At 53.4% G+C, this 20239-nt stretch carries 17 protein-coding genes and 1 tRNA gene; 4 read left to right on the top strand and 14 right to left on the bottom strand.

Translation table 11 applies throughout. From position 1 onward, the window contains the following. Positions 1-110 precede the first annotated feature (110 nt). Complete coding sequence (locus tag DESPIGER_RS06960; RefSeq protein ID WP_072334820.1) at positions 111-1007, top strand: tRNA (adenine-N1)-methyltransferase; 897 nt, start codon at positions 111-113, stop codon at positions 1005-1007. An 820-nt stretch (positions 1008-1827) separates the two neighbouring features. On the opposite strand, the gene DESPIGER_RS06955 is transcribed toward DESPIGER_RS06960, so the two are convergent. From DESPIGER_RS06955 to DESPIGER_RS06890, 14 genes are all read right to left on the bottom strand, one after another. After that, positions 1828-4104, bottom strand: coding sequence for an inorganic phosphate transporter (locus DESPIGER_RS06955; protein WP_072334818.1), 2277 nt, complete (start codon positions 4102-4104; stop codon positions 1828-1830). Between the two features lie 201 nt (positions 4105-4305). Then, positions 4306-6000, bottom strand: coding sequence for a glycosyltransferase family 2 protein (locus DESPIGER_RS06950; protein WP_072334815.1), 1695 nt, complete (start codon positions 5998-6000; stop codon positions 4306-4308). Positions 6001-6002: 2 nt separating this feature from the next. Continuing rightward, entirely contained in the window at positions 6003-7457 is a 1455-nt protein-coding gene (locus tag DESPIGER_RS06945; protein ID WP_162273853.1) for a glycosyltransferase, read from the bottom strand. Between the two features lie 12 nt (positions 7458-7469). After that, entirely contained in the window at positions 7470-8393 is a 924-nt protein-coding gene (locus DESPIGER_RS06940; RefSeq protein ID WP_072334810.1) for a hypothetical protein, read from the bottom strand. A gap of 328 nt (positions 8394-8721) precedes the next feature. Beyond that, entirely contained in the window at positions 8722-9717 is a 996-nt protein-coding gene (locus DESPIGER_RS06935; RefSeq protein WP_072334807.1) for a glycosyltransferase family 2 protein, read from the bottom strand. Positions 9718-9726: 9 nt separating this feature from the next. Continuing rightward, complete coding sequence (locus tag DESPIGER_RS06930) at positions 9727-10614, bottom strand: alpha-1,2-fucosyltransferase (protein WP_072334805.1); 888 nt, start codon at positions 10612-10614, stop codon at positions 9727-9729. Then, the gene (locus DESPIGER_RS06925; RefSeq protein WP_072334802.1) at positions 10611-11381 is read right to left on the bottom strand and encodes a DUF268 domain-containing protein; all 771 of its coding nucleotides are present in this window, start codon (positions 11379-11381) and stop codon (positions 10611-10613) included. Before DESPIGER_RS06925 ends, DESPIGER_RS06930 begins: the two co-directional genes overlap by 4 nt. Position 11382: 1 nt before the next feature. Further along, positions 11383-12066 carry a class I SAM-dependent methyltransferase gene (locus tag DESPIGER_RS06920; protein ID WP_072334799.1) on the bottom strand — a complete coding sequence of 228 codons (684 nt, stop codon included), beginning with the start codon at positions 12064-12066 and terminating at the stop codon, positions 11383-11385. Between the two features lie 12 nt (positions 12067-12078). Continuing rightward, positions 12079-13881 carry an ABC transporter ATP-binding protein gene (locus DESPIGER_RS06915; RefSeq protein ID WP_072334795.1) on the bottom strand — a complete coding sequence of 601 codons (1803 nt, stop codon included), beginning with the start codon at positions 13879-13881 and terminating at the stop codon, positions 12079-12081. Positions 13882-13893: 12 nt separating this feature from the next. Beyond that, positions 13894-14823 carry a GDP-L-fucose synthase gene (fcl, locus tag DESPIGER_RS06910; protein WP_072334792.1) on the bottom strand — a complete coding sequence of 310 codons (930 nt, stop codon included), beginning with the start codon at positions 14821-14823 and terminating at the stop codon, positions 13894-13896. A gap of 6 nt (positions 14824-14829) precedes the next feature. Further along, positions 14830-15693 (bottom strand): ATP-grasp fold amidoligase family protein, encoded by an 864-nt coding sequence (locus tag DESPIGER_RS06905; RefSeq protein WP_072334791.1) that lies wholly within the window; start codon positions 15691-15693, stop codon positions 14830-14832. Positions 15694-15695: 2 nt separating this feature from the next. Continuing rightward, positions 15696-16841 carry a GDP-mannose 4,6-dehydratase gene (gene gmd / locus DESPIGER_RS06900; RefSeq protein WP_072334788.1) on the bottom strand — a complete coding sequence of 382 codons (1146 nt, stop codon included), beginning with the start codon at positions 16839-16841 and terminating at the stop codon, positions 15696-15698. A 31-nt stretch (positions 16842-16872) separates the two neighbouring features. Next, positions 16873-17313 (bottom strand): hypothetical protein, encoded by a 441-nt coding sequence (locus tag DESPIGER_RS06895; RefSeq protein ID WP_072334785.1) that lies wholly within the window; start codon positions 17311-17313, stop codon positions 16873-16875. A gap of 161 nt (positions 17314-17474) precedes the next feature. Beyond that, positions 17475-17550, bottom strand: a tRNA-Ala gene (locus DESPIGER_RS06890). A 456-nt stretch (positions 17551-18006) separates the two neighbouring features. On the opposite strand from DESPIGER_RS06890, the gene DESPIGER_RS06885 reads away from it, so the two are divergent. From DESPIGER_RS06885 to ruvC, 3 genes are all read left to right on the top strand, one after another. Further along, positions 18007-18669 carry an RlmE family RNA methyltransferase gene (locus DESPIGER_RS06885; RefSeq protein ID WP_072334782.1) on the top strand — a complete coding sequence of 221 codons (663 nt, stop codon included), beginning with the start codon at positions 18007-18009 and terminating at the stop codon, positions 18667-18669. Between the two features lie 171 nt (positions 18670-18840). Continuing rightward, entirely contained in the window at positions 18841-19578 is a 738-nt protein-coding gene (locus DESPIGER_RS06880; RefSeq protein ID WP_072334780.1) for a YebC/PmpR family DNA-binding transcriptional regulator, read from the top strand. Positions 19579-19667: 89 nt separating this feature from the next. Then, the gene (gene ruvC, locus DESPIGER_RS06875; RefSeq protein WP_072334777.1) at positions 19668-20180 is read left to right on the top strand and encodes a crossover junction endodeoxyribonuclease RuvC; all 513 of its coding nucleotides are present in this window, start codon (positions 19668-19670) and stop codon (positions 20178-20180) included. Positions 20181-20239: the final 59 nt, after the last annotated feature.

Raw genomic sequence — 20239 nt, 5'->3', positions numbered from 1 at the left:
CCTGAACGCTCACGAAAGGCCCCGGCCGCCCGGCAGCTCCTGCCCCGCGGCGCCCCTTTCCGGGCAGCGCCCGCGCCCTGCCCCCATCCACTCCAACCACAAGGAAACACATGATCCCCTACGGCTCTCTGGTGGTCTACGTCACCCCCAACAAGGACCGGCGCTACATCAAGCGCCTTGAGGAAGGTCAGGACTGGCACAGCAACGACGGCGTCCTCAGCGCCGAAGCCGTACACGACGCCAGCTTCGGCAGCGAAGTGCGCACCAGCCTGGATATCCCCATCCGTGTGCTGGAAGCCACCCTGCACGACCGCCTCAAGGGCCTCAAGCGCCAGACGCAGATCATCTATCCCAAGGATATCGCCTACATCTGCCTGCGCCTCGGCGCCGGTCCCGGCCGTACCATCATCGAGGCCGGTTGCGGCTCCGGCGGCCTGACCACCGGCCTTTCCTGGTTCTGCGGCCCCACCGGCCGCGTCGTCAGCCACGAGGCCCGCGAAGAATTCATGAAACTGGCCCGCCGCAACCTCGAATGGGCCGGCGTGGGCGACAATGTGGAGATCGTCCACCGCGACATCGCCGACGGCTTCTGCATCGACAACGCCGATGCCCTCTTCCTTGACGTGCGCACCCCCTGGGAATACCTCGACCACGCCGTCAAGGCCGTGAAGCCCGGCGCCACGTTCGGCTTCCTCGTGCCCACCGTGGACCAGGTCAGCAAGCTGCTCATGGGGCTGGAAAAGGGCCCCTTCGCCGATATCGAAGTCTGCGAGATCCTCATGCGCAACTGGAAGCCCGTGGCTGACCGCCTGCGCCCCGAAGACCGCATGAACGCCCATACCGGCTTCCTCATCTTCTGCCGCCATCAGGAACGCAGCGCCGACTTTGAATACAGCCGGCCCCTGGGCACCCGCCAGCGCAAGCAGGAAGCCGCCCGCCAGGCCCGCCTTGCCGAAAGCGGCGCCAATCCTTACGACGATGGCGAGACCGCCGGCGACGACGAATAAGTGCCGGCAATATGGCGGCGTTGAACGGGAGAGGGGCGTTTTTTGTGGCAGGTCGGCAAAGGCATTTTTTGCCGCACACCGCAAGCAGGATGCCCTTTTCCCGCGGCTGCCCGGCAGTCGAAAGATGACCGGACCTCTTTCCTGGGCGGTGGTTTATGAGAGCCACCGCCCTTGCTGTCTCTTTATTGGTCAGCCGGGAAAAATCCCTCCTTCGGGGAAAGAACCGCCGCAACAGGCCGTTGCCCTGTTCGTGCAGCGCACGTTCCCCCGGACAGCCCGGATGGCGGGAGCAACGTTTTCCCTGGAGGGCCTCATTGACCTGCCGGAAGCCGAGGAATTCCTTGCCCCTGCCACAGGTCAAGGTATGCCGGTAGGGTGCGGGGACGCAGGAAAGCCCTTTCAGGCAGGAAGAGAGGCACTCCACATGTCGTGTCCGGCCAAATGCCGCCATGGGGAAGCCGTTTTTGCGTTCCACAGCCGTCAGGATATAGCCTGAATGCCGATGGCCATATGAGACATTCCCAGTGAATGGACAGTGGTCCGGGCGGTCGTCCATGTCGGACAAATCGGGCAGATGGCGAACAGCAGATTTGGTGAGTGCAGGCCACAAAAAGCCCTCCATGCGGAGGGCTTCGTCATTCCCGACGGGCGACAGGCTTCCGGGACTGTCATCGGGAGGGGCACGGCATGTCTGCAACCGGGCGGGATGCCGTCCTGTCTGAAAAATGCGCTACGAAGGGTGAGGACCGGGAGGAAGGGGCCTCTCTTCTCATGCGGGAGAAGCCCCTTCCGTCGATGTCCGTTTCGTCTGTGTCCGGCCTCAGGCCTGGGCCGAAGCGGTTGTCGTATCTTTTTCCCTGCGGGCGGCGTTGCGGCGGCAGGCGTCGTTGAGGTCGCGTTCCAGCAGGGCCACGATGGTGAAGCGGTTGATGAAGGCGCGGGCGAACTGCAGGTAGTTCAGATACAGGTCGCTGCTGCGCATGGACAGGCCTTCGGTGTCGATGCGCTGCAAAAGCTCGATCTGGATCTTGCTGATGCGGGAAGAGCAGTGGTCGGCATAGGCCGAGAGCTCGGCACGGGAGCCTTCGCCCGCGGCATAGGCCCGGAAGTGGCGGGCGGCGTCTTCCAGGATGCCCAGCATCTGTGCCAGATTGTCGCCCAGCGCGCCGCTGTAGGGGCGGTGGCGGTTGGCGATGTGGTTGGCGGACATGCCCAGCACCGAGCGCAGTTCGTGGCTCAGTTCCTTCATGCCGTTGAAGATGCGGTAGTAGATATGCCGCGCCTCGTTGTCCAGATCGTCGCCACCGCCGCGCAGGGCCATGCGGTAGTAGGAACCGCGGGAGCGCGAGATGTCTTCGAAAAGGTTCACGGCTTCGTTCTTGCAGCGGTTCAGGACCTTCTCGTCCTCGGCCTGGAAGGCGGTGAGGCCCTCGCGCATCAGGCGTACGGCGGTATCGATGCTTTCGTCCACCGAGGCGCCGATATTGGCGCGGATGCTGTCCTTGTCGGTGTTGTCGGCCACGATGTCGAAGCTGCTCTCTTCCTTTTTCTTGCCGAAGAAGTTGGAGCGCACCAGGCTGACCACGGCCACCAGCATGAAGATGACGGCCACCACGCTGCCGCCCTCGAACAGGGCCCAGGTGACCAGGGCGCAGGCGCTGAAGGCGCACATGGCGGTCAGGAACCAGCCGCTGATGACGGCCAGCACGCCGGAGATGCGGTAGACGGCGCTCTCACGGTTCCAGGCGCCGTCGGCGAAGGAGGAGCCCATGGCCACCATGAAGGTCACATAGGTGGTGGACAGGGGCAGCTTGAGGGACGTGGCCGAGGCGATGAGGATGCTGGAGACCACCAGATTGATGGCCGCACGCACCTGGTCGAAGGGCAGCACGGGCGCGCCCTTGACCTGCTCCACGGGCCGCATGCGGCTTTCGAGGGCGGTGAAGAGCGAATGGGGCAGGATCTGGTGCAGGGTCTTGCTGGCGCTCAGGCCCGCGCGCACGATGAGGCGGCCGGGCAGGGAGGAGCCGAACTGTTCCTGATCGCCGCGGGTGCTGCTGCTCAGGTTGATGGAGGTCTGCACCACGCGGTGGGCCTTTTTGGAGAACCACAGGGTCAGCACCATGATCAGGCCGGAGAGCAGCAGGTAGAAGGTGGGCGTCTGCACGGCCTTGCGCAGGCCCTCCATGGTGAAGGCATCGGCGGCCATGCCGCTGGCGGTGAACTGCTGCCAGCTTTCCCAGGCGGCCAGGGGCACGCCCACGAAGTTGACCAGGTCGTTGCCGGCAAAGGCGAAGGCCAGGGCAAAGGTGCCGGCCAGGATGACGATTTTGAAGATATTGACGCCGCGGCGCACCATGAGCAGGTGCAGCACCACGCTCAGGCCCGCGAACAGCACCAGCAGGATGGGCAGGGTGTGGGCATTGATCCAGGCCAGATATTCCGGCTTCATGAAGGACGCGCCCTTGGCGCCTTTCATGATCAGGAAATAGAAGATGGCCGTCAGGGACAGGCCGCCGAAGATGCCGCCGATGCGGCGGTACATGCGCTCATAGTGGAAGGTGAAGATCAGGCGGGTGATGTACTGCACCACCACCCCGGCCACGAAGGCCACCACCACGGAGATGAGGATGCCGGACACGATGGCCAGGGCCTTCTGGCTGTTGATGAAGTCCCCCAGCTGGGAGAGCAGGATGTCCGAGGTGGAGATCTTGATGAGGGCCGCGGCCACGGCACCGCCCAGCAGCTCGAAGACGATGGACACGGTGGTGGAGGTGGGCAGGCCCATGGAGTTGAAGGCGTCCAGCAGCAGGACGTCGGTGATCATCACGGCGAAGAAAATGATGATGATCTCGTTGAAGGTGAACATCTCGGGATTGAAGACCCCGCTGCGGGCGATCTCCATCATGCCGCTGGAAAAGGTGGAGCCCAGCAGCACACCGATGCTGGCCACCACCATGATGACCTTGAAGCTGGCGATGCGCGAGCCTATGGCCGAGTTGAGGAAGTTGACGGCGTCATTGCTGACGCCCACGAAAAGGTCCACGGCGGCCAGGATGGCCAGAAATACCAGTATGAGCAGAAAGATGCTTTCCACGTCCTGTCTCCTGCGGAATAGTCTGAGAATGAGGCCTATTCTGTGTAGGCAGGTTTTGTTACAACTTGGTGACGGCGGCGGGGAAAAGCAGGGGAGAGAAGGGCCGGGAGAGTGGGGGAGGCGAGTTTTTTATGTATGCTTCAGCGTGTTGCGGCAGCAGTGTGGAAAAGCCACCCGTTACCGGGTGGCTTTTCCTTCATGTCATGATGAAAAATGGCGAAGCCGCTCCACGAACATGCGCCAGCGATACCGTGCGGCCTTGCGGCCTTTGCGCAATGCATCCAGCGGCAGCATGCACAAGGGATAGAGTACATTGGCACAGCGGAACCAGAGCGGGAAGGCATGTTTCTTGAGCAGATACATGCGGCCGGCCGCGTAGCTGGCAATCTTGGCATCAGACGGCACATGCGTATCCGGCGAGGGATGGAAGACCCTGATGGACGGGCAGCGCCAGACAGGAGCACGCTTGTGCGCTTCCAGCAGATAGTCCGTATCTTCACCACAACCATAGGGAAGGCCTGTACCGGGGCCAAGGCGGGGATCGAAGCGGAGGTCTTTTACGACTTCGGCCCGGAAGAATTGTAGATATGTTTCTCCATTTTTAAAAGTCCCGATTTGACTCACGGGAGTATCCTGGCCACAGGGAGGAGAAACCGGGGATGTATCAATACTTTTCCCCATCACAGTTCCGGCCTGGGGATGACGCTGGAATGCTTCTGCAACCTGGGCCAGAGTATCAGGGGCATACCAGCAGTCATCGTCGGGGAAGATGATAAACTCTTCTTCTCCAATGAGTGAAAGAAGGGCATTACGTGCGGTGGAAACGCCCCTTGATGGCAGCAGGATACGGGTTATCTGCAGGTCCGCATGCTTCTGTAACATGGCATCCAGCGTACCGGGTGCATTCTGGTCGGCAAGATAGATGTGGAAGGCCGTACAGGTCTGCTGTTCCAGAGAGGTCAGCAGTCTGTCCAGTTCCGTGACGCGGCCCACCGTGGCGATACAGAGAGCGAGATGGGGCTTTGGGGGGAGGATCGGCAAAGAAGGTGGACATTGTTCCAGCGACCAAAGACGAGGCTTTTTTTGCAGTATGCGTGGAATATCCGCAACGGCGCAGGCTGTTCTTTTCCCAAAAATATGAGAAATCAGGGTAATGCATTTCCAGAAGGAAAAGCGGGCAATAATTTTCAGAGGAATACTGCTGGAATAAAATTTCCGGGAAATGTTGAAAAACTCTGCTTCTCTTATAGTCATATATGCAAGAGAAGAGCTGACCCCCCCGACAGACATGCGAATACAGGCTGTTTTTCCAAAACAAATATTGTTTCTTGTCAGGGTGCGACAAACGAAATCATAATCTCCAGCAATTGAATAGCTTATATCGTACCTGTTGTTAGAGAAAATATCATGTCTATGGAAAAGTCCCTGATGGGGAAGACACATTCCATTTTTCAAATCAATCGATGGATTATTCGACGGAGCAACTTGATTCAGAAACTCACCAGAGCAAAGAACAATCTCTACAGGTACTGCATAATAGATATACTCATCTGAGAGTTGTTCCAAGTAATGCATGGCCTCTTTAAGTGAGTCTTGATGGCAGAATGTATCACCAGCTCCCATGAAAATGATCCATTTGCCAAGTCTTGCTTGCCATTGATCAAGGGCCTTGTTCCATGCATCATAAATGCCACGATCTTTTCTGCTGTCAGCAAGGATTTCCGGCAGGCGGTTACGGTACTGTTCTACGATTTGCATGGTAGCATCTGAGGAACTGCCATCTTGCACGATCCAATTGAAGTCATGACAGGTCTGGGAAGCCAAGGACTCCAGCAAAGGCGGCAAGGCCTTTTCAGCATTGTAGGTTGATGTGATGATAGTGAAAAATGGAGGCATGATTAGCGGTTCCGGTAGCGACGATAGAGGGAGCGGAAAAGGGCTGCAACCAACAAAGGCCAGCCAGCGAGTGTGCCAATGGTGGTGCAGATACCCCCTGCAATAGCATGGGAAAGCAATTTTTTTTGCTGCTGCCTGCTGGGATGTGGATATTTGGACCATTCCTGCCGCATGAAGGCTGGACTTTTGACAATGTTGGGAACCTTATCCAAGGGTAAACGGCTTTTTTCAAGACTGCGTGGGCGCTCTAAGACTTCTCCATAAAGCTTTTCATAACGCTGGGTAAACAGTTCCAAATTAAAGCGTTGGGCGGCACTGATCTCCGCTTCTTTGCTCATTTTTTCCCGTAGGGTAGTATCTTGGAGCAATGTTGCAGCGGCTTTTGTCAATGCTGTTCCGTCATGTGTGGATACCAGCAGGCCGTCCAGCCCATCCCGGACAATCTCTGGAACGCCGCCTGTAGCAAAGCCCACAATGGGAGTTCCACAGCACAGACTTTCGATACAGACCAGAGGGTGGTTGTCTGCCAGTGTCGGATAAAGGAGCAAATCAAGTGCTGCATACAGACGAGCCAGTTTGGCAGGCTCATGCACATAGCGAATATGCTGTACCCAGCCAGCCCCCTGCAATTCCGTAGGAGTGCTTTTGACGCCGATATTCAGGAAATAAAGGCTCGGGAATGTTTTTTTCAGCTCCAGGATCGTCTCCAGAGCATATCGCCCCCCTTTCCAGGGATTGGCCAGGCCTCCATCCGCACAACCACCTACCAGCAGGGCATCTTGGGGAAGTCCAAGCAGACGACGAGCCTCCTGCTGGTCTAGAGGGCGATAAATGGATGTGTCCGCTCCATTGGGGATGCAGACCAAAGGTTGCTCCTTGAGCAGGCTTTTTTCTGTCAGTCGCTGCAACCAGACAGAGGGAGTCACCAGATACAGGGAACTGTGGGTATAGATGGTGCGCTTGTCCTGCCAGAGTTGCCGGGTGGCATCACGCCATAAACGGGGATACGCGGAGAGAGACGGGCAGCTTCCACAGCCAGTTTCAGGCAGCCAGCGCTTACAGTCTAAAGAATGTGCACAATGTCCTGTCAGGGCCTGCATATCATGCAATGTCCAGACCGTGGGCTTGAGCGCGGAAAGAAGAGGCAGGGACCAAAGGTTGAAGTAGCCGCCGTGCAGGTTGTGCAGGTGTATGATGTCCGCTTGCTGAAAAAGCGAGGAGCGGACGAGCGCATGATTTTTTTGAAAACCATAGTCCTGTTGCCCTCGCCAGGTCGTCCAGGCATGGAGTCCCGTATACTTGGCTGCCTTCAAATCAGGTGCCTGCCCGAAGGCTGGAGCACCGGTCAGGATGGCAGAAGCCATCCCCTGTCTCCGCACCATATCAGCCAGTCGTTGCATGACTACTGCTGCGCCACCTGCAGAAGCATGCGTATTAATATGCAAGATGTTTTTCATGTACATCTTTTGCTAAGGAATCAAATTTTTTCCTGACAGCATACGACTCAGCTTATTGATAGCGCGCACGGGCAGGGAACGCTTTTGCCCTTTATAGCAGGCAAGGTAGGTTTCGAGGATGCGCGCATCCACGCTAACATCGTCCATAAAACAAGGATGTTCCACAGCCAGAGAGATATCACTGTCCCAATACGCCGTAGCCGTAGTTGTGTGTGTGCCACTGCCCATGCCGATATTGAGCGCATAGGAACGTACAGGATTTATGCCGACCATATCTTTTTTGAAACGGGCATAGTCGACACGGATGTCCCAAGTATCGAGGTTTCCTTCCATTTGGGCATCCAGCATGGAGCTGAGATCATCTCCGCCAGCATTGAAGGCCTTGCGCAGCTGCGGAGAATTTTTGAATGTCTGATAATCCTTCACGTCCCAGTCGATATATTGGAAGCGGTCGCGCCAGGAAGCCCAGCCCCAGCAATTGAAGCGCGGGATGGCATAGACATCGTAAGGATAATTCGCAGGTAAATTCCGGGCAATGTGCGGTGGCGTCCAAGCGGCGATATTGAAGACCTTTTCGTTGTCCGCATAGCGAGCCAATCCTGCGGAAAGGAAGCGCAGCGTATAGGGCGAGGTCACAATATCGTCTTCAATGACTATCAATCGCTCATACAGGCGGAACATCTCTGTCAGACCATCGATAACGGAAGCCGCGCAGCCCATGTTTTTCGGCCGTTCCACCACTTCCACAGAGGCAAAGCCCTGGGCTTTTTGGGCCAGTTCACGTACAGCACGTGTGCCCGGTTCATCCTTTGCATGGCGGGGGCCGTCGCAAAAGATCGTCAGTGCAGCTTTGTTCGCCAAGTCATTAATAGACAAGGCTACTAGTGTACGCTGAAGCAAGTCAGGACGATTGAAGGCAAAAACAGCAACTTGCATCACTAAGCTTCCTTTTTATATTGTATATATATTTTTTCTAGAAAAGCGTCATTTAATTTTTTCAATAATATGATGAGTGTTTTTTAAAACATAACTTATTTTTGCGTTTCCTGTTACATGGCTGGAAAATATATTGTGTAGTGAGTCTGTTTTTATTTTATTTTTCTTTTAATTTTTTGAATAGTCATTATTGATGTCTTTATGGGTAAGTGTTATGGGCAGGCTCTTTGAATCTATAGCATGCACAGGAATCGGGTACAAAACTAATGTTATCTTCTATGCTTATATTTGTTGGGTGATATTTATTAAATGTATATAATTTATAATTCTATATGTGAAGTATTTTTATTTCGTATATCATTTTTTTTATGATATATTTTGTTAATTCTTTATATTTGTTTGTAATAAAAGGGGTATTTAGTATTGATTTAATTTTTATTCCTCTTTTCCTGATAAGGCTTTGTATAAATATAAAAATTGCCATTTTATTTAATTTGTTAGATTGTATTTTTTTAGATTGTGCGTTAAATTCGATAAGTTTAATAAGCCATTGCTTTATTTCCTGAGTGCTATAATCCTTGCTATTGGTGCCCTGATTGCTTATTGCTTCATTGATAAGAATATCATGCTCTGTTAGATTATTTTTTAGAATCATTGAGAGTATATTTATTTTTGTATTTAAATAGAACGAGTTTGAACTTTTCTTGTCTTTATAGCGATACAGAAGAAGTACTTTGGGGATGTTATGGAATTTCGATGTACCAGTAAGTAACATTCGCGCCCAAAGTTCATAGTCCTGGCTTCTATCAAAGGTCTCATCATAAAGATTATTTCTTGCGACATCTGTCCTTATCATGACAGTAGGGTGAATCATAGGGTTAAAAAAAGGCAAGGCTGAGCAGATTGTATCATGATCGACTGGTACAGAGTATCGCCTGTTGGTTTCGCAGAAACCTTGGGCCCAGGTGCCGCAGACATCTATATCAGGATTATTTTTCATAAATTCATATTGAATCTCAAACCTTTTGGGAAGAGCTATATCATCTGCATCCATTCGCGCTATAAGAGGGGCTTGTGCAAGACAAATACCTTTATTTAGTGTTTTTGCAAGCTTTAGATTAGTCTCGTTATGAAAAACTTTGATCCTGCTATCTCGTTGTGCATAATCTCTTAGTCTATGAAGACTATTATCTGTAGAGGCATCATCAATAGCAATAATTTCAAAATCAGAGAATGTTTGAGTTATGAGAGAGTCGAGGCACTCTATCAAATATTTTTCTGCATTATGGACTGGAAGTAAAACTGATATTTTAGGAATTCTCATAGTATTCCTCTACATGATAATCCATTCTTTACAAAATATATCTTTGTATTTTTCAAATTTTTCATCTGCAAACCATTGAGCTGGAGCTATTGTCAGGCCCTGCTGGGTTCCTAACCAAGCTCCCCACCAAGAGAATGTTGAGTTTGCAATGACGTGATGCTTGCATAAAGACATAAGATGCATATCATGATATGGATGATCTGAAAAATTTAAATTAACAATAATGGGGATATTTTTTCTATAATCAAAATATTCCTTTACCCATGCAGGATCATCGCTAAAAACAAAAATAGTTATTTCCCCATATATATCTTTGATATAGTCTAGTGCATCTTTATAAAATGACAGCGGGATATTCCCATGACAAGATTGAGCACGCTTATCAGTGACATAATCGCCACGCCGGATGTGGACTGCAACACTGTCAGGCGCGCTTTTAATTTTTTGCGCTAAAAAAATCGCTTCTCCCTCAGGTAAAGTGGGAAATGTAAAATCTTGTTTAATTTTAATTGTATATGGAGAAAAAAATTTTTCACTTTGCCAGTATCCGGATAAATACGCAGGAGGATTTACCAATTCTATTTGTGGCCAATAAGCAAAATACGGTTGTATGATAGTTGATTCGGCAGGGAAAAAATAAGAGAGGATACGTTTTCCAATCCTTTTCCATTTTTGTATAGCATATCGATTATAGTATGATATATCTTTAGAAGAGGCTATATGGGGAAAAATATCTAGTAGATATTTTCGTTTAGTGCAGCCTGTCATAGGGCCTGAAAACCAGCTGATATCCAAAATAAGGGGGACGTGATGCCGTAAAGATAAGGCGCGTCCCATGGCGTACTGGAACATCTGGTTGCCGAGCCCCCCACACATTTGAACAGTAATATGGCTCATATACTCATCTCTGTAGATTTTTTTTGCAGTTCAAAACAGCCACAACCATATTTTTGGCCAGATATGTCATCGGGAGATGCAAACTCTATAAACTCTCCTGAATCTGTTATGAATGAAAACTTGTTTATTATAAAATTATCGAAATATGATATAAATATATTATAAGAGTATATCCTATGCGCATTATATTGTATCCTTGAGATATCCCCCATAGGAACAACTACAAAAAGTCTTCCCTCAGGTTTGACGACCCGTTTAAGCTCAGAAATTGCCTTAAGATCTCCCTGAGGATCAAAAGGGTCACCATAACGCTCAAGACCTATATGTTCAAGAACATGCATACATGAAATGCTTTCTATGGAATTTGATTCAAAATCAAGAGCAAGCAAATCAGCTTTATCTGTTTTTAAATTACTTAGTTTAATTTGCGCAGGACGATAGTCATAAAATTCTGTGGGGAGATACGCAGATAACGCAGTCACGAAGTACAGTGATGAACTAATATCGATATGCTTTGAGGGAGAAAATTTATTTATCTGTCTGATGGCCCATGCTGTATGATAGATATAGTGATAATCGAATCCTGTTGTTCCTGTATTATCAGCTAAACAGGGGAAGCAATCTCTCCACCTACACAAAAAACGTCCATCCTCCAGGGAATTTTTTTTCTTGAAAAAATCGATGATGAAAATAAAGAGTCGATAATATCGTTTACTGCATTCCTGGATAGGATTGATAAAAAATTTTTTTATAATTTTCAGGAACATATTATTTCCTCTTGGCAAAAATTTGGTAACCAAAACAGAGTAGTTCGTTGGTCTGATGTGCCTTTTCTATATTTTTTAGTAAATAACGATTGATAATTTTTTTGGCTATTTTTTCAAATAAACTTAATTTGGATAGGTTGTATTTTTCTACGATATAAGGAATTCTATTCAACTCTTGATGCAGATAAGAAAGAAAATTGCCATTTGAAGTGAGCTCAATGATTTCGAAATCGTATGTAGGGAGATGTTTTTCATACCAATAACGATTAAATCCTGTTATGAAGTGATAGGGAGCAAAGTGTGTCAAGGAACAGAATGGAGCAGTAAGAATAAGATATCCTCCAGAGTGCACGATTCGAGAAAACTCTTGGAGAGCTGCCAGCGGATCAGGAAGATGTTCGAAAACTTCAATGCACATCACTGCATCAAAGCTAGCGCTCTCCACAGGGATAGCTGTTATATCAGAAATGATATCGAGTTTTGTCTGATCCCAGGTATCTGTTTGCAGACCGTGCCCATCCCCTTGGCCATCATATTGAGCAAAATCTTGAGATACATATCGTAAATGTGAACAATATTTTTTTTTGCCGAGCTCTCCAGCTCCGGCATCCAAAATTTTTGAATTTGCAGGGATTTTTTTGAGGGTTCTCTCAATCCAGTATTCTCGATCTAATGCATAGTTCATTGTATGTTCCTATTAAAATTTGTCTGAGGTATATTTTTTTAATATATTTTTGCTGTTGCCAGCCATATAGATTTCTCCATTTTTTATCCAGTATAGCCAGTCACATTTTTCGACTGTTGTTAAGCGGTGTGCAATAATGATAACCGTCATCTGCTTACGAAGGTTTTCAATTGTTTTTTGAATATCATGTTCAGTCATTGTGTCGAGGGCTGAGGTAGCCTCATCAAAAATAATAAGCTGCGGTCGGCTATAGAGAGCACGAGCAATTGAGACACGCTGTAGCTGGCCACCGGAAAGGCGTACGCCTCGTTCTCCAATAATGGTATCAATGCCATCTTCTAAGTCATCAAGAAAGTCTATAGCTGCCATGCGGCAGCATTCTTCCACGCGCCGGCGGTCGATCTTTTGGCCCCACTGGCTGAAGGCGATGTTCTCGGCCAGACTGCCGTTGAGCAGAAAAGGACTTTGCGGCACATAGCCAATGCTCCGCATCCAGCCCGCGCGCAGGCTGTCGTCCAGCTCCTGTCCGTCCACCAGTATCCTGCCGCTGCCAGGCCTGTACAGGCCGGTGAGCAGACTGACGATGGTGCTCTTGCCCGCGCCTGAGGGGCCGATCAGGCCGATCATGCTGCCCTTGGGGATGCGCAGGCTGATGTCCTGCAGAGCATTCTTGTGCCCTTCTCCGGTATTGGGGTAGCGAAAACAGACATGCTCGAAGCGGATTTCTTTCCGCAAGGGGCAGGGGCGTTCCTCAGCAGCAGGCAAGGGCAGTGCCTCAACCTCCTGCACCTTCTGAAGGATAGGGGCTACCGTGGGCAGCTGTTGCTGCATGATAAGCAGTCCCTGTACCACACGGTTCATGATGGGCAGCAGGCGCCAGGCTACGGCTGCCAATAGGGCCAGGGTAGCGCTCACATGGGCCAAGGTAGCCTCCTGCCAGTGCAGCAGTAGTGCAGTGCCCAGCAAGAGGCAGATCCCTACGAATTCCAGTATCCACGACGGTAAAGGTGGAAAGACCGGCAGCACGCTCTGTCCCTGCATATAACGCTGTTCCGTAGTGGCGTATTGATCGATGAACTTTTCCTGTTGCCCACAAATGAGGATATCCCGGATACCGTTGAGGCCCGTATGGATAAGTTTCATGGAAGTCTGCTGGGCATTGGCGCATTGCTGGCTGTATTTGTGCACCCAGCGACGGCTGCAGCGAAAGATACCTGTTGCAGCCAAACCGGTGATACTGACCACCAGCGTCCCGGCCAGGGGTGCCATACAGCAGATTGCCATCAGCAAGGTGGCTACCACCAGAAGCTGGGATAGTACCTGAAGGCTTTGGAACAGAAATGTGCCAGTATTGGCACGCCAGTTCAGGATAGTAATCAGATCACTGATCTTCTGACCAGTGTGCCAGATATAGGGTGCGCGCATATACCCCTGAAACAGGCGTACGCCCAGATGCATGCTGACCATTTGGCTGTAGCGGCTCTGGCGCCAGGTAAGCAGGGCCAGCATCACGGTCTTGAGCAGAGTGGTGCCGCACAGCAGGCAGAGAAGCAGGGCCAGCAACAAGCGGGGGTCATCCAGTGCCGGGCGCAGTACGGGCAGCCAGCCCACCAGCTGCTGCATGAAGGGATGCTGCACAATGCTTTGAGGAGAGGCCAAAACAACGCCCAGCAGAGAGACTGCCCCAGCCAGAGCGAATTCTGCCAGAGCCACGACGATCGTCAGGGCCATGACGATCCAGAAGCTTCGTTGCAAAGCTGGAGGCAGAACGCAATAAATTCGTTGAAAGGCCTCCAGGAGCTGGGCTTTCAGCATGACGTTCTCTTGTTAGCGGTAGTTGGTACAAAAATCCGCATAGGCCGCCCTCAGCCCTTCTTCCAGATCGATCCGCGGCTGCCAGCCCATGCCGAACAGCCGGCCGGAATCCATGAGCTTGCGTGGCGTGCCGTCCGGTTTGGAAGGATCGGTGAGGATCTGGCCGTCATAGCCCACCACGCGTGCCACCAGGCGGGCGATGTCCATGATGGTCATCTCCTGCTGGCTGCCCACGTTCACATGTTCGAAATCCGAATAATGTTCCAGCAGGAAGACACAGGCATCGGCCATGTCGTCCGCGTGCAAAAATTCCCGCAGGGGGGTGCCTGTACCCCAGATGCTCACCTGGGCAAGCCCCTGCATCTTGGCCTCATGGAAACGGCGGATCATGGCCGGGATCACATGGCTGTTTTCCGGGTGGTAATTGTCACCTGTGCCATAGAGGTTCGTAGGCATGGCGCTGATGGCATCAAAGCCGTATTGCTTGCGATAGGCCTGGCACATCTTGATGCCCGAGATCTTGGCCAGGGCATAGGCATCATTGGTGGGCTCCAGGGCGCCGGTGAGCAGGTATTCCTCTTTGATGGGCTGCGGGCAGAGCTTGGGATAGATGCAGGACGAGCCCAGAAAGAGGAATTTTTTTACGCCGTTCTGCCAGGCACTATGGATGACGTTGTTCTGGATCTGGAGGTTCTCATAGATGAACTGGGCCGGATAGGCGGCATTGGCGTGGATACCGCCCACCTTGGCCGCAGCCAGAATGACATAGTCCGGTTTTTCAGCGGCAAAAAAGTCGCGCACGGCCTGCTGTTCTGTCAGGTCCAGCTCCGCGTGGCTGCGAACGCACAGGTTCTCATACCCGGCACGACGCAGGGCGCGACAGATGGCGCTGCCCACAAGCCCTCGATGTCCGGCCACAAAAAATTTTTTGTCTTTCTGCATAGCGGATTAAATAAGGTTAGGTGATTCCTTAAGGGCTTGCATAAGCCATATATTTGCGGAGTCAGGAGAAATTTGCTCTGTTCCATTACCTGGAAAAAACGTCATTTCCCCCATAAAAATTTTTTCTGGTGTTTCAAATAAATCTATACGTACAAAAATAAATCGCTTTGAGACTTTTTCGGCAATACGAATCATTTCATCAAGCTTATTCGGTCGAGGCAGAGGTAGAGGGTATAGTGGAAAGTGGCAGCTAAATTTAAGTTTTTCCCAGGATTTCGAATAATAGCAGCGTTGATGATTAGTAAACCTATTGATATCAACTTGAATAGCTTTTACTATACCAGAAAAACAAAAAAATTTATAATCACTAACAGCACCTAAATTAAGCATCGGCTCCACAAAAAGCTTTGGTTTTATATTTTTGTAACTGGGTTCAGAAGATAGCTTGAAATAGTCAACTTTAAGCCACGCATTAGCTTGCTGCAAAACGCTATCTGTAATATCATTAGGAGAATTAAGAAATATGACTTGTCCAGAAGCATGATTGCTTTTTAATACACATGGATATGTTAATTTATTCGGAATAATATCTTCAGCAATGTTAAAAATTCCTTGGATAGGGACACAATATCCAGGACCAATCGTCTCTTTTATATATTCCTTACACTTTATTTTATCAGTATATTTTGAAAGGTCTACATTCCAAAGTTGTTTTTTTCTATAATATAAGAAATCGTTGAAACTTGACTTTCGTAAAGATTTGTTAGGTAACCGCCCGTGACTATTATAAAAATACATTAGTGCATTAAACGGCTGATATTTACGTAACAGATGTATTATTTTATGTTTAATTTTTTTAAGCATATACATTGCTATTCCTCGTGCTTGAAGCTGGTGAAACCGGCGTCCTCCACCACGGCGTCGCGCAGGGCCAGCTCCAGGTCGTAGCGGGCCATTTCCTGCACCATCGCCTCAAAGGTGGTACGCGGCTTCCAGCCCAGCTTTTCCCTGGCCTTGGCCGGATCGCCCAGCAGGGTCTCCACCTCGGTGGGACGGAAATAGCGCGGATCCACACGTACGATGGTGTCCCCTTCCTTGACACGGATCGTCAGTGCCTTGCCCCGGGCGGCCAGCGCGGCTTTGTCCGCGTCAACAGCCACCACGGTGGCGGTCTCTTCCAGGCCTTCCCCCTGCCATGCAAGGCTCAGGCCCAGCTCGGCGGCCGCGGCATTGACGAAATCCCGCACCGAGAACTGGCGCCCCGTGGCGATGACGAAATCGTCGGGCTGTTCCTGCTGCAGCATGAGCCACTGCATCTCCACATAGTCGCGGGCATGGCCCCAGTCGCGCCTGGCGTTCATGTTGCCCAGGTAGAGGCAGGAGGACAGGCCCAGCAGGATGCGCGCCAGGGCACGGGTGATCTTGCGGGTCACGAAGGTCTCGCCACGCACCGGGGACTCGTGGTTGAAAAGGATGCCGTTGCAGGCATACATGCCGTAGGCTTCACGATAGTTGACCGTGATCCAGTAGGAATAGAGCTTGGCGCAGGCATAGGGCGAACGGGGATAGAAGGGCGTCTTCTCCGTCTGCGGGATCTCCTGCACTTTGCCGAACAGTTCCGAAGTGGAGGCCTGATAGAAACGGGTCTTCTTTTCCAGCCCCAGCATGCGGATGGCCTCCAGAAGGCGCAGGGTACCCAGGGCGTCCACATTGGCGGTGTACTCGGGCGATTCGAAGGAGACCTGCACATGGCTCTGGGCCGCCAGATTGTAGACCTCGTCCGGCTGCACTTCCTGCATGATGCGGATCAGATTGCCGGCGTCGGAAAGATCCCCGTAGTGCAGTACGAACTTGCGGCCTTTCTGGTGCGGCCCCTGATAAAGATGGTCGATACGGTCCGTATTGAACAGGGAAGAGCGGCGCTTGATGCCGTGGACCTCATAGCCCTTGTTCAGAAGGAATTCCGCCAGATAGGCGCCGTCCTGACCGGTGATGCCGGTGATGAGTGCTTTCTTCATGGTGCTGTGCGTGTTGGAAATTGGGGGAAGGTCATCCCCGGATACGGATCTGGCCGACAGGGACGGAGGCAAAGCGCTCCTTGTCCTGCTCACCGGCATAAGGCCCCTGCTTGACTTCGATCATTTCCGACGGTTCGAGCATGGCAAAGCCGTGCCCCCCGTGGGCCAGCAGGACCACGTCCCCGGGCCGGAGGATCCGGCTTTCAAGGTAGGTCCGGCTGCCGGGCGCATAGATATCCATGCGCACCTTGCCCGACCGGACAAAAAGGACCTCCTGGGTCCACTCCACGGTACGCGGGACAGGATTGTGATCATGGGGGAGTATTTCATGCCCCTGCGGATGATTCATATATCCAAGCTGCTGGGAAAAAGTCCCCGGTGTGAAAAACTGTATGCCGTCGGCACGGTAAGCGGCCGGGATGATGAGGGCCAGCAACTCGTCATTATGCCGGATGGAAACGATATCTGCCATAGTGCTTCCTTGATTGAAGAGCGGAGGCATGCTCTTGGGTGGGCCGGTCAGGATGGGATGGATTTTGAACTGTTTGTAGACACTATTCTGTACCGGATAGCACATGTCGGGGCAAAGAAAAAGGGGTCACAGTCCAGAACCGTAACCCCTTGAATTATCTGTGGTGGAGAAGAGGAGACTTGAACTCCCGACCCCCGCCTTGCGAAGGCGATGCTCTCCCAGCTGAGCTACTTCCCCACATGGGCGCCGCAACGCGGCGTAGCGTGGTATGTATGCCATTCATGTGCCGGGGTCAAGTCTTTTTTGCGGGCGGCACGTCCGGCGGCAGGGGGCATGGCCGCCGTGACGGGAAGAGCCGGACTGCCGCGGGACCCGGCGCCTCCCGGAGAAAGGGGGAGAGGCTCCCGGCACGCGGCAGGGGGGCGAGGGCAACGTGCCGTGCCCGTGGCGCGCGTCGTTTTCCCCGGAGCGCTCTTTTGGCGGATGCGGGCCGTATCCATGCCGGGGCGCCCGCGAAACGGCAATGCCGCGCCAGGGCCTCCCGGCAGGCAACGTCCGCACGGGCCAGAGCGCCGGGCGGCCTTCCCGGGATCGCCTTCCTCCGGCCATGCGCTGCAAAAAAATCGGCCGGGCCGCCCCTGTGGGGCTTGGCTACCGCGAAAAAAAACGCTATAGAAGCCCGCTGGTGTCATTATGAAGGAATATCGGGATCATTATTTTCTCAAGGCCAAGCGCGAGAATTATCCGGCCCGTTCCGTGTACAAGCTCAAGGAACTGGACGCGAAGTTCAAGCTCTTCCGCCAGGGGATGCGCGTTCTGGATCTGGGCGCGGCTCCGGGCTCGTGGTCGCTGGGCGCCGCCGAAAAGGTGGGCCCGCGCGGGCTCGTGCTGGGCTGCGACATCCAGACCACGGAGACCGCCTTCCCGCCGCAGGTCACCTTCATGCAGGAGGACGTGTTCAACCGCTCCGATGCCTTTGAAGCCCGCCTGCGCGAGATGGGGCCCTTCGACGTGGTCATGAGCGACATGGCGCCCCGTACCACCGGGACCAAGTTCACGGACCAGGCCCGTTCGCTCGAGCTGGCCTGCGAGGCCCTGGAAGTGGCGCGCCTGCACCTCAAGCCCGGCGGCAGCTTCATCGTCAAGATTTTCATGGGGCCGGACATCCAGGAGATGCTCCAGCCCATGCGCCGCGCCTTCAAGGCCGTCAAATCCTTCAAGCCCAAGAGCTCCCGGGCCGAGAGCAAGGAGACCTTCTTCGTGGGCATGGGGTTCAGGGCCGAGGCGCGTCCTGCCGCGCAGGATGCGGGCACGGACGGAGCCGCCGACACCGGACGGGAGCCCGGCGCCCTCTAGGGGCGTCCCGTTCGCCGTTGTCCGGGCCGCTGCACCCGTGTGCGCGCCCGGAAAGGCCGGAAGCGTGCTCCCGTTGCCGGGATGTCCCGGTATCCCGGGCAGGGAACGGACGGGCCGCAAGGCCGTCTGTCTTTTTTCACCTTTTACATTCTCCGAGTTTTGGGAGGTTTTATGTCTGGGCACAGCAAATGGGCCAATATCCAGCACCGCAAGGGCCGTCAGGACGCCAAGCGCGGCAAGGTTTTCACCAAGGCCGCCAAGGAAATCATCATCGCTGCCAAGAACGGTGGCGATCCTGCGGGCAACCCTCGTCTGCGTGCGGCCATTGCCGCTGCCAAGGCCGTGAACCTGCCCAAGGACAAGATCGAAGCCGCCATCCGCAAGGGCACCGGTGAGGACGCGGGCGGCGACCTGACCGAATGCTTCTACGAAGGTTACGGCCCCGCCGGTATCGCCATCATGGTGGAAGTGGCCACCGACAACAAGAACCGCACCGTGGCCGAAGTGCGCCACCTGTTCACCAAGCACGGCGGCAGCCTGGGCACCGACGGCAGCGTGAGCTGGATGTTCGACCGCAAGGGCGTCATCACCGTGGAAAAGGCCGCCTACACCGAAGACCAGATGATGGAAGTGGCCATGGAAGCCGGCGCCGACGACGTCATCGACGATGACGATGTCTGGACCCTCCAGACCGCCATGGCCGACTTCGCGGCCGTGCGCGACGCCCTGGAATCCGCCGGTGTGACCATGCAGTCCGCCGAACTGGCCATGGTGCCCCAGAACCTGGTGGCCGTGGACGCCGAGGCCGCCCAGAAGGTCATCCGTCTCATGGAAGCTCTGGACGACAACGACGACGTGCAGAACGTCTACGCCAACGCCGACTTCCCCGAAGACATGGATATGGACTAGTCCGGTACGCTCCCGCCCCCCGGGCGGCAGATGTCCGTTTTTTGCCCGGCATTCCCTGAGTGCCGGGCTTTTTTTCTCTGGGGTGAGCTATGGCGGATACGTCTCTTGTGGTCCTGGGGGTCGACCCCGGCTCCCAGCGCACGGGCTGGGGCATCATCGCGGAGCAGTCCGGCGTGCTGCGTCTGGTGGATTGCGGCATCATCCGCACAACCTCCGGCGGCGAAAAGGAATTCTCCCGGCGGCTGGCCGTCATCTACCGGCAGCTGGCGGACGTGGTGGGCCGTTACCGTCCGCAGGAGGCCGCCATCGAACAGGTCTTCACGGCCAGGAACGCGGCCAGCGCCCTCAAGCTGGGCCAGGCCCGCGGTGTGGCCGTGGCGGCTTGTGCGGCGCATGGCATGCCGGTGAGCGATTATGAACCCACGCTGGTCAAAAAATCCGTGGTGGGCACCGGCCGCGCGGAAAAGGAGCAGGTGGCCTTCATGGTACGGCGCCTGCTCAATGTGCGCGGTGAGGGCTGGGCCCTGGACACCACGGACGCCCTGGCCGTGGCCATCTGCCATTTGACCATGCGCCGCCTGAAGCTCCTGGCCCGGCGCTGAGGCGAGGGAAGGGCGGCCTGCGTTGTTTTTTTGAGGGGAGGGGGCACCCCTCTGCTCGC

The sequence above is a fragment of the Desulfovibrio piger genome (assembly GCF_900116045.1).
In the GTDB taxonomy this organism is placed as follows: domain Bacteria; phylum Desulfobacterota; class Desulfovibrionia; order Desulfovibrionales; family Desulfovibrionaceae; genus Desulfovibrio; species Desulfovibrio piger_A.
The sequence above is the reverse complement of the archived record's forward strand: the minus strand, read 5'-3'. Positions and strand labels throughout refer to the sequence as shown.

Excerpts from the sequence above, each read along its gene's own strand:
- DESPIGER_RS06960 (WP_072334820.1), top strand. The coding sequence starts at position 111 with ATGATCCCCTACGGCTCTCTGGTGGTCTACGTCACCCCCAACAAGGAC.
- DESPIGER_RS06950 (WP_072334815.1), bottom strand. The coding sequence starts at position 6,000 with ATGCCTCCATTTTTCACTATCATCACATCAACCTACAATGCTGAAAAG.
- DESPIGER_RS06945 (WP_162273853.1), bottom strand. The coding sequence starts at position 7,457 with ATGAAAAACATCTTGCATATTAATACGCATGCTTCTGCAGGTGGCGCA.
- DESPIGER_RS06940 (WP_072334810.1), bottom strand. The coding sequence starts at position 8,393 with ATGCAAGTTGCTGTTTTTGCCTTCAATCGTCCTGACTTGCTTCAGCGT.
- DESPIGER_RS06935 (WP_072334807.1), bottom strand. The coding sequence starts at position 9,717 with ATGAGAATTCCTAAAATATCAGTTTTACTTCCAGTCCATAATGCAGAA.
- DESPIGER_RS06930 (WP_072334805.1), bottom strand. The coding sequence starts at position 10,614 with ATGAGCCATATTACTGTTCAAATGTGTGGGGGGCTCGGCAACCAGATG.
- DESPIGER_RS06925 (WP_072334802.1), bottom strand. The coding sequence starts at position 11,381 with ATGTTCCTGAAAATTATAAAAAAATTTTTTATCAATCCTATCCAGGAA.
- DESPIGER_RS06920 (WP_072334799.1), bottom strand. The coding sequence starts at position 12,066 with ATGAACTATGCATTAGATCGAGAATACTGGATTGAGAGAACCCTCAAA.
- DESPIGER_RS06915 (WP_072334795.1), bottom strand. The coding sequence starts at position 13,881 with ATGCTGAAAGCCCAGCTCCTGGAGGCCTTTCAACGAATTTATTGCGTT.
- fcl (WP_072334792.1), bottom strand. The coding sequence starts at position 14,823 with ATGCAGAAAGACAAAAAATTTTTTGTGGCCGGACATCGAGGGCTTGTG.
- DESPIGER_RS06905 (WP_072334791.1), bottom strand. The coding sequence starts at position 15,693 with ATGTATATGCTTAAAAAAATTAAACATAAAATAATACATCTGTTACGT.
- gmd (WP_072334788.1), bottom strand. The coding sequence starts at position 16,841 with ATGAAGAAAGCACTCATCACCGGCATCACCGGTCAGGACGGCGCCTAT.
- DESPIGER_RS06895 (WP_072334785.1), bottom strand. The coding sequence starts at position 17,313 with ATGGCAGATATCGTTTCCATCCGGCATAATGACGAGTTGCTGGCCCTC.
- DESPIGER_RS06885 (WP_072334782.1), top strand. The coding sequence starts at position 18,007 with ATGAAGGAATATCGGGATCATTATTTTCTCAAGGCCAAGCGCGAGAAT.
- DESPIGER_RS06880 (WP_072334780.1), top strand. The coding sequence starts at position 18,841 with ATGTCTGGGCACAGCAAATGGGCCAATATCCAGCACCGCAAGGGCCGT.
- ruvC (WP_072334777.1), top strand. The coding sequence starts at position 19,668 with ATGGCGGATACGTCTCTTGTGGTCCTGGGGGTCGACCCCGGCTCCCAG.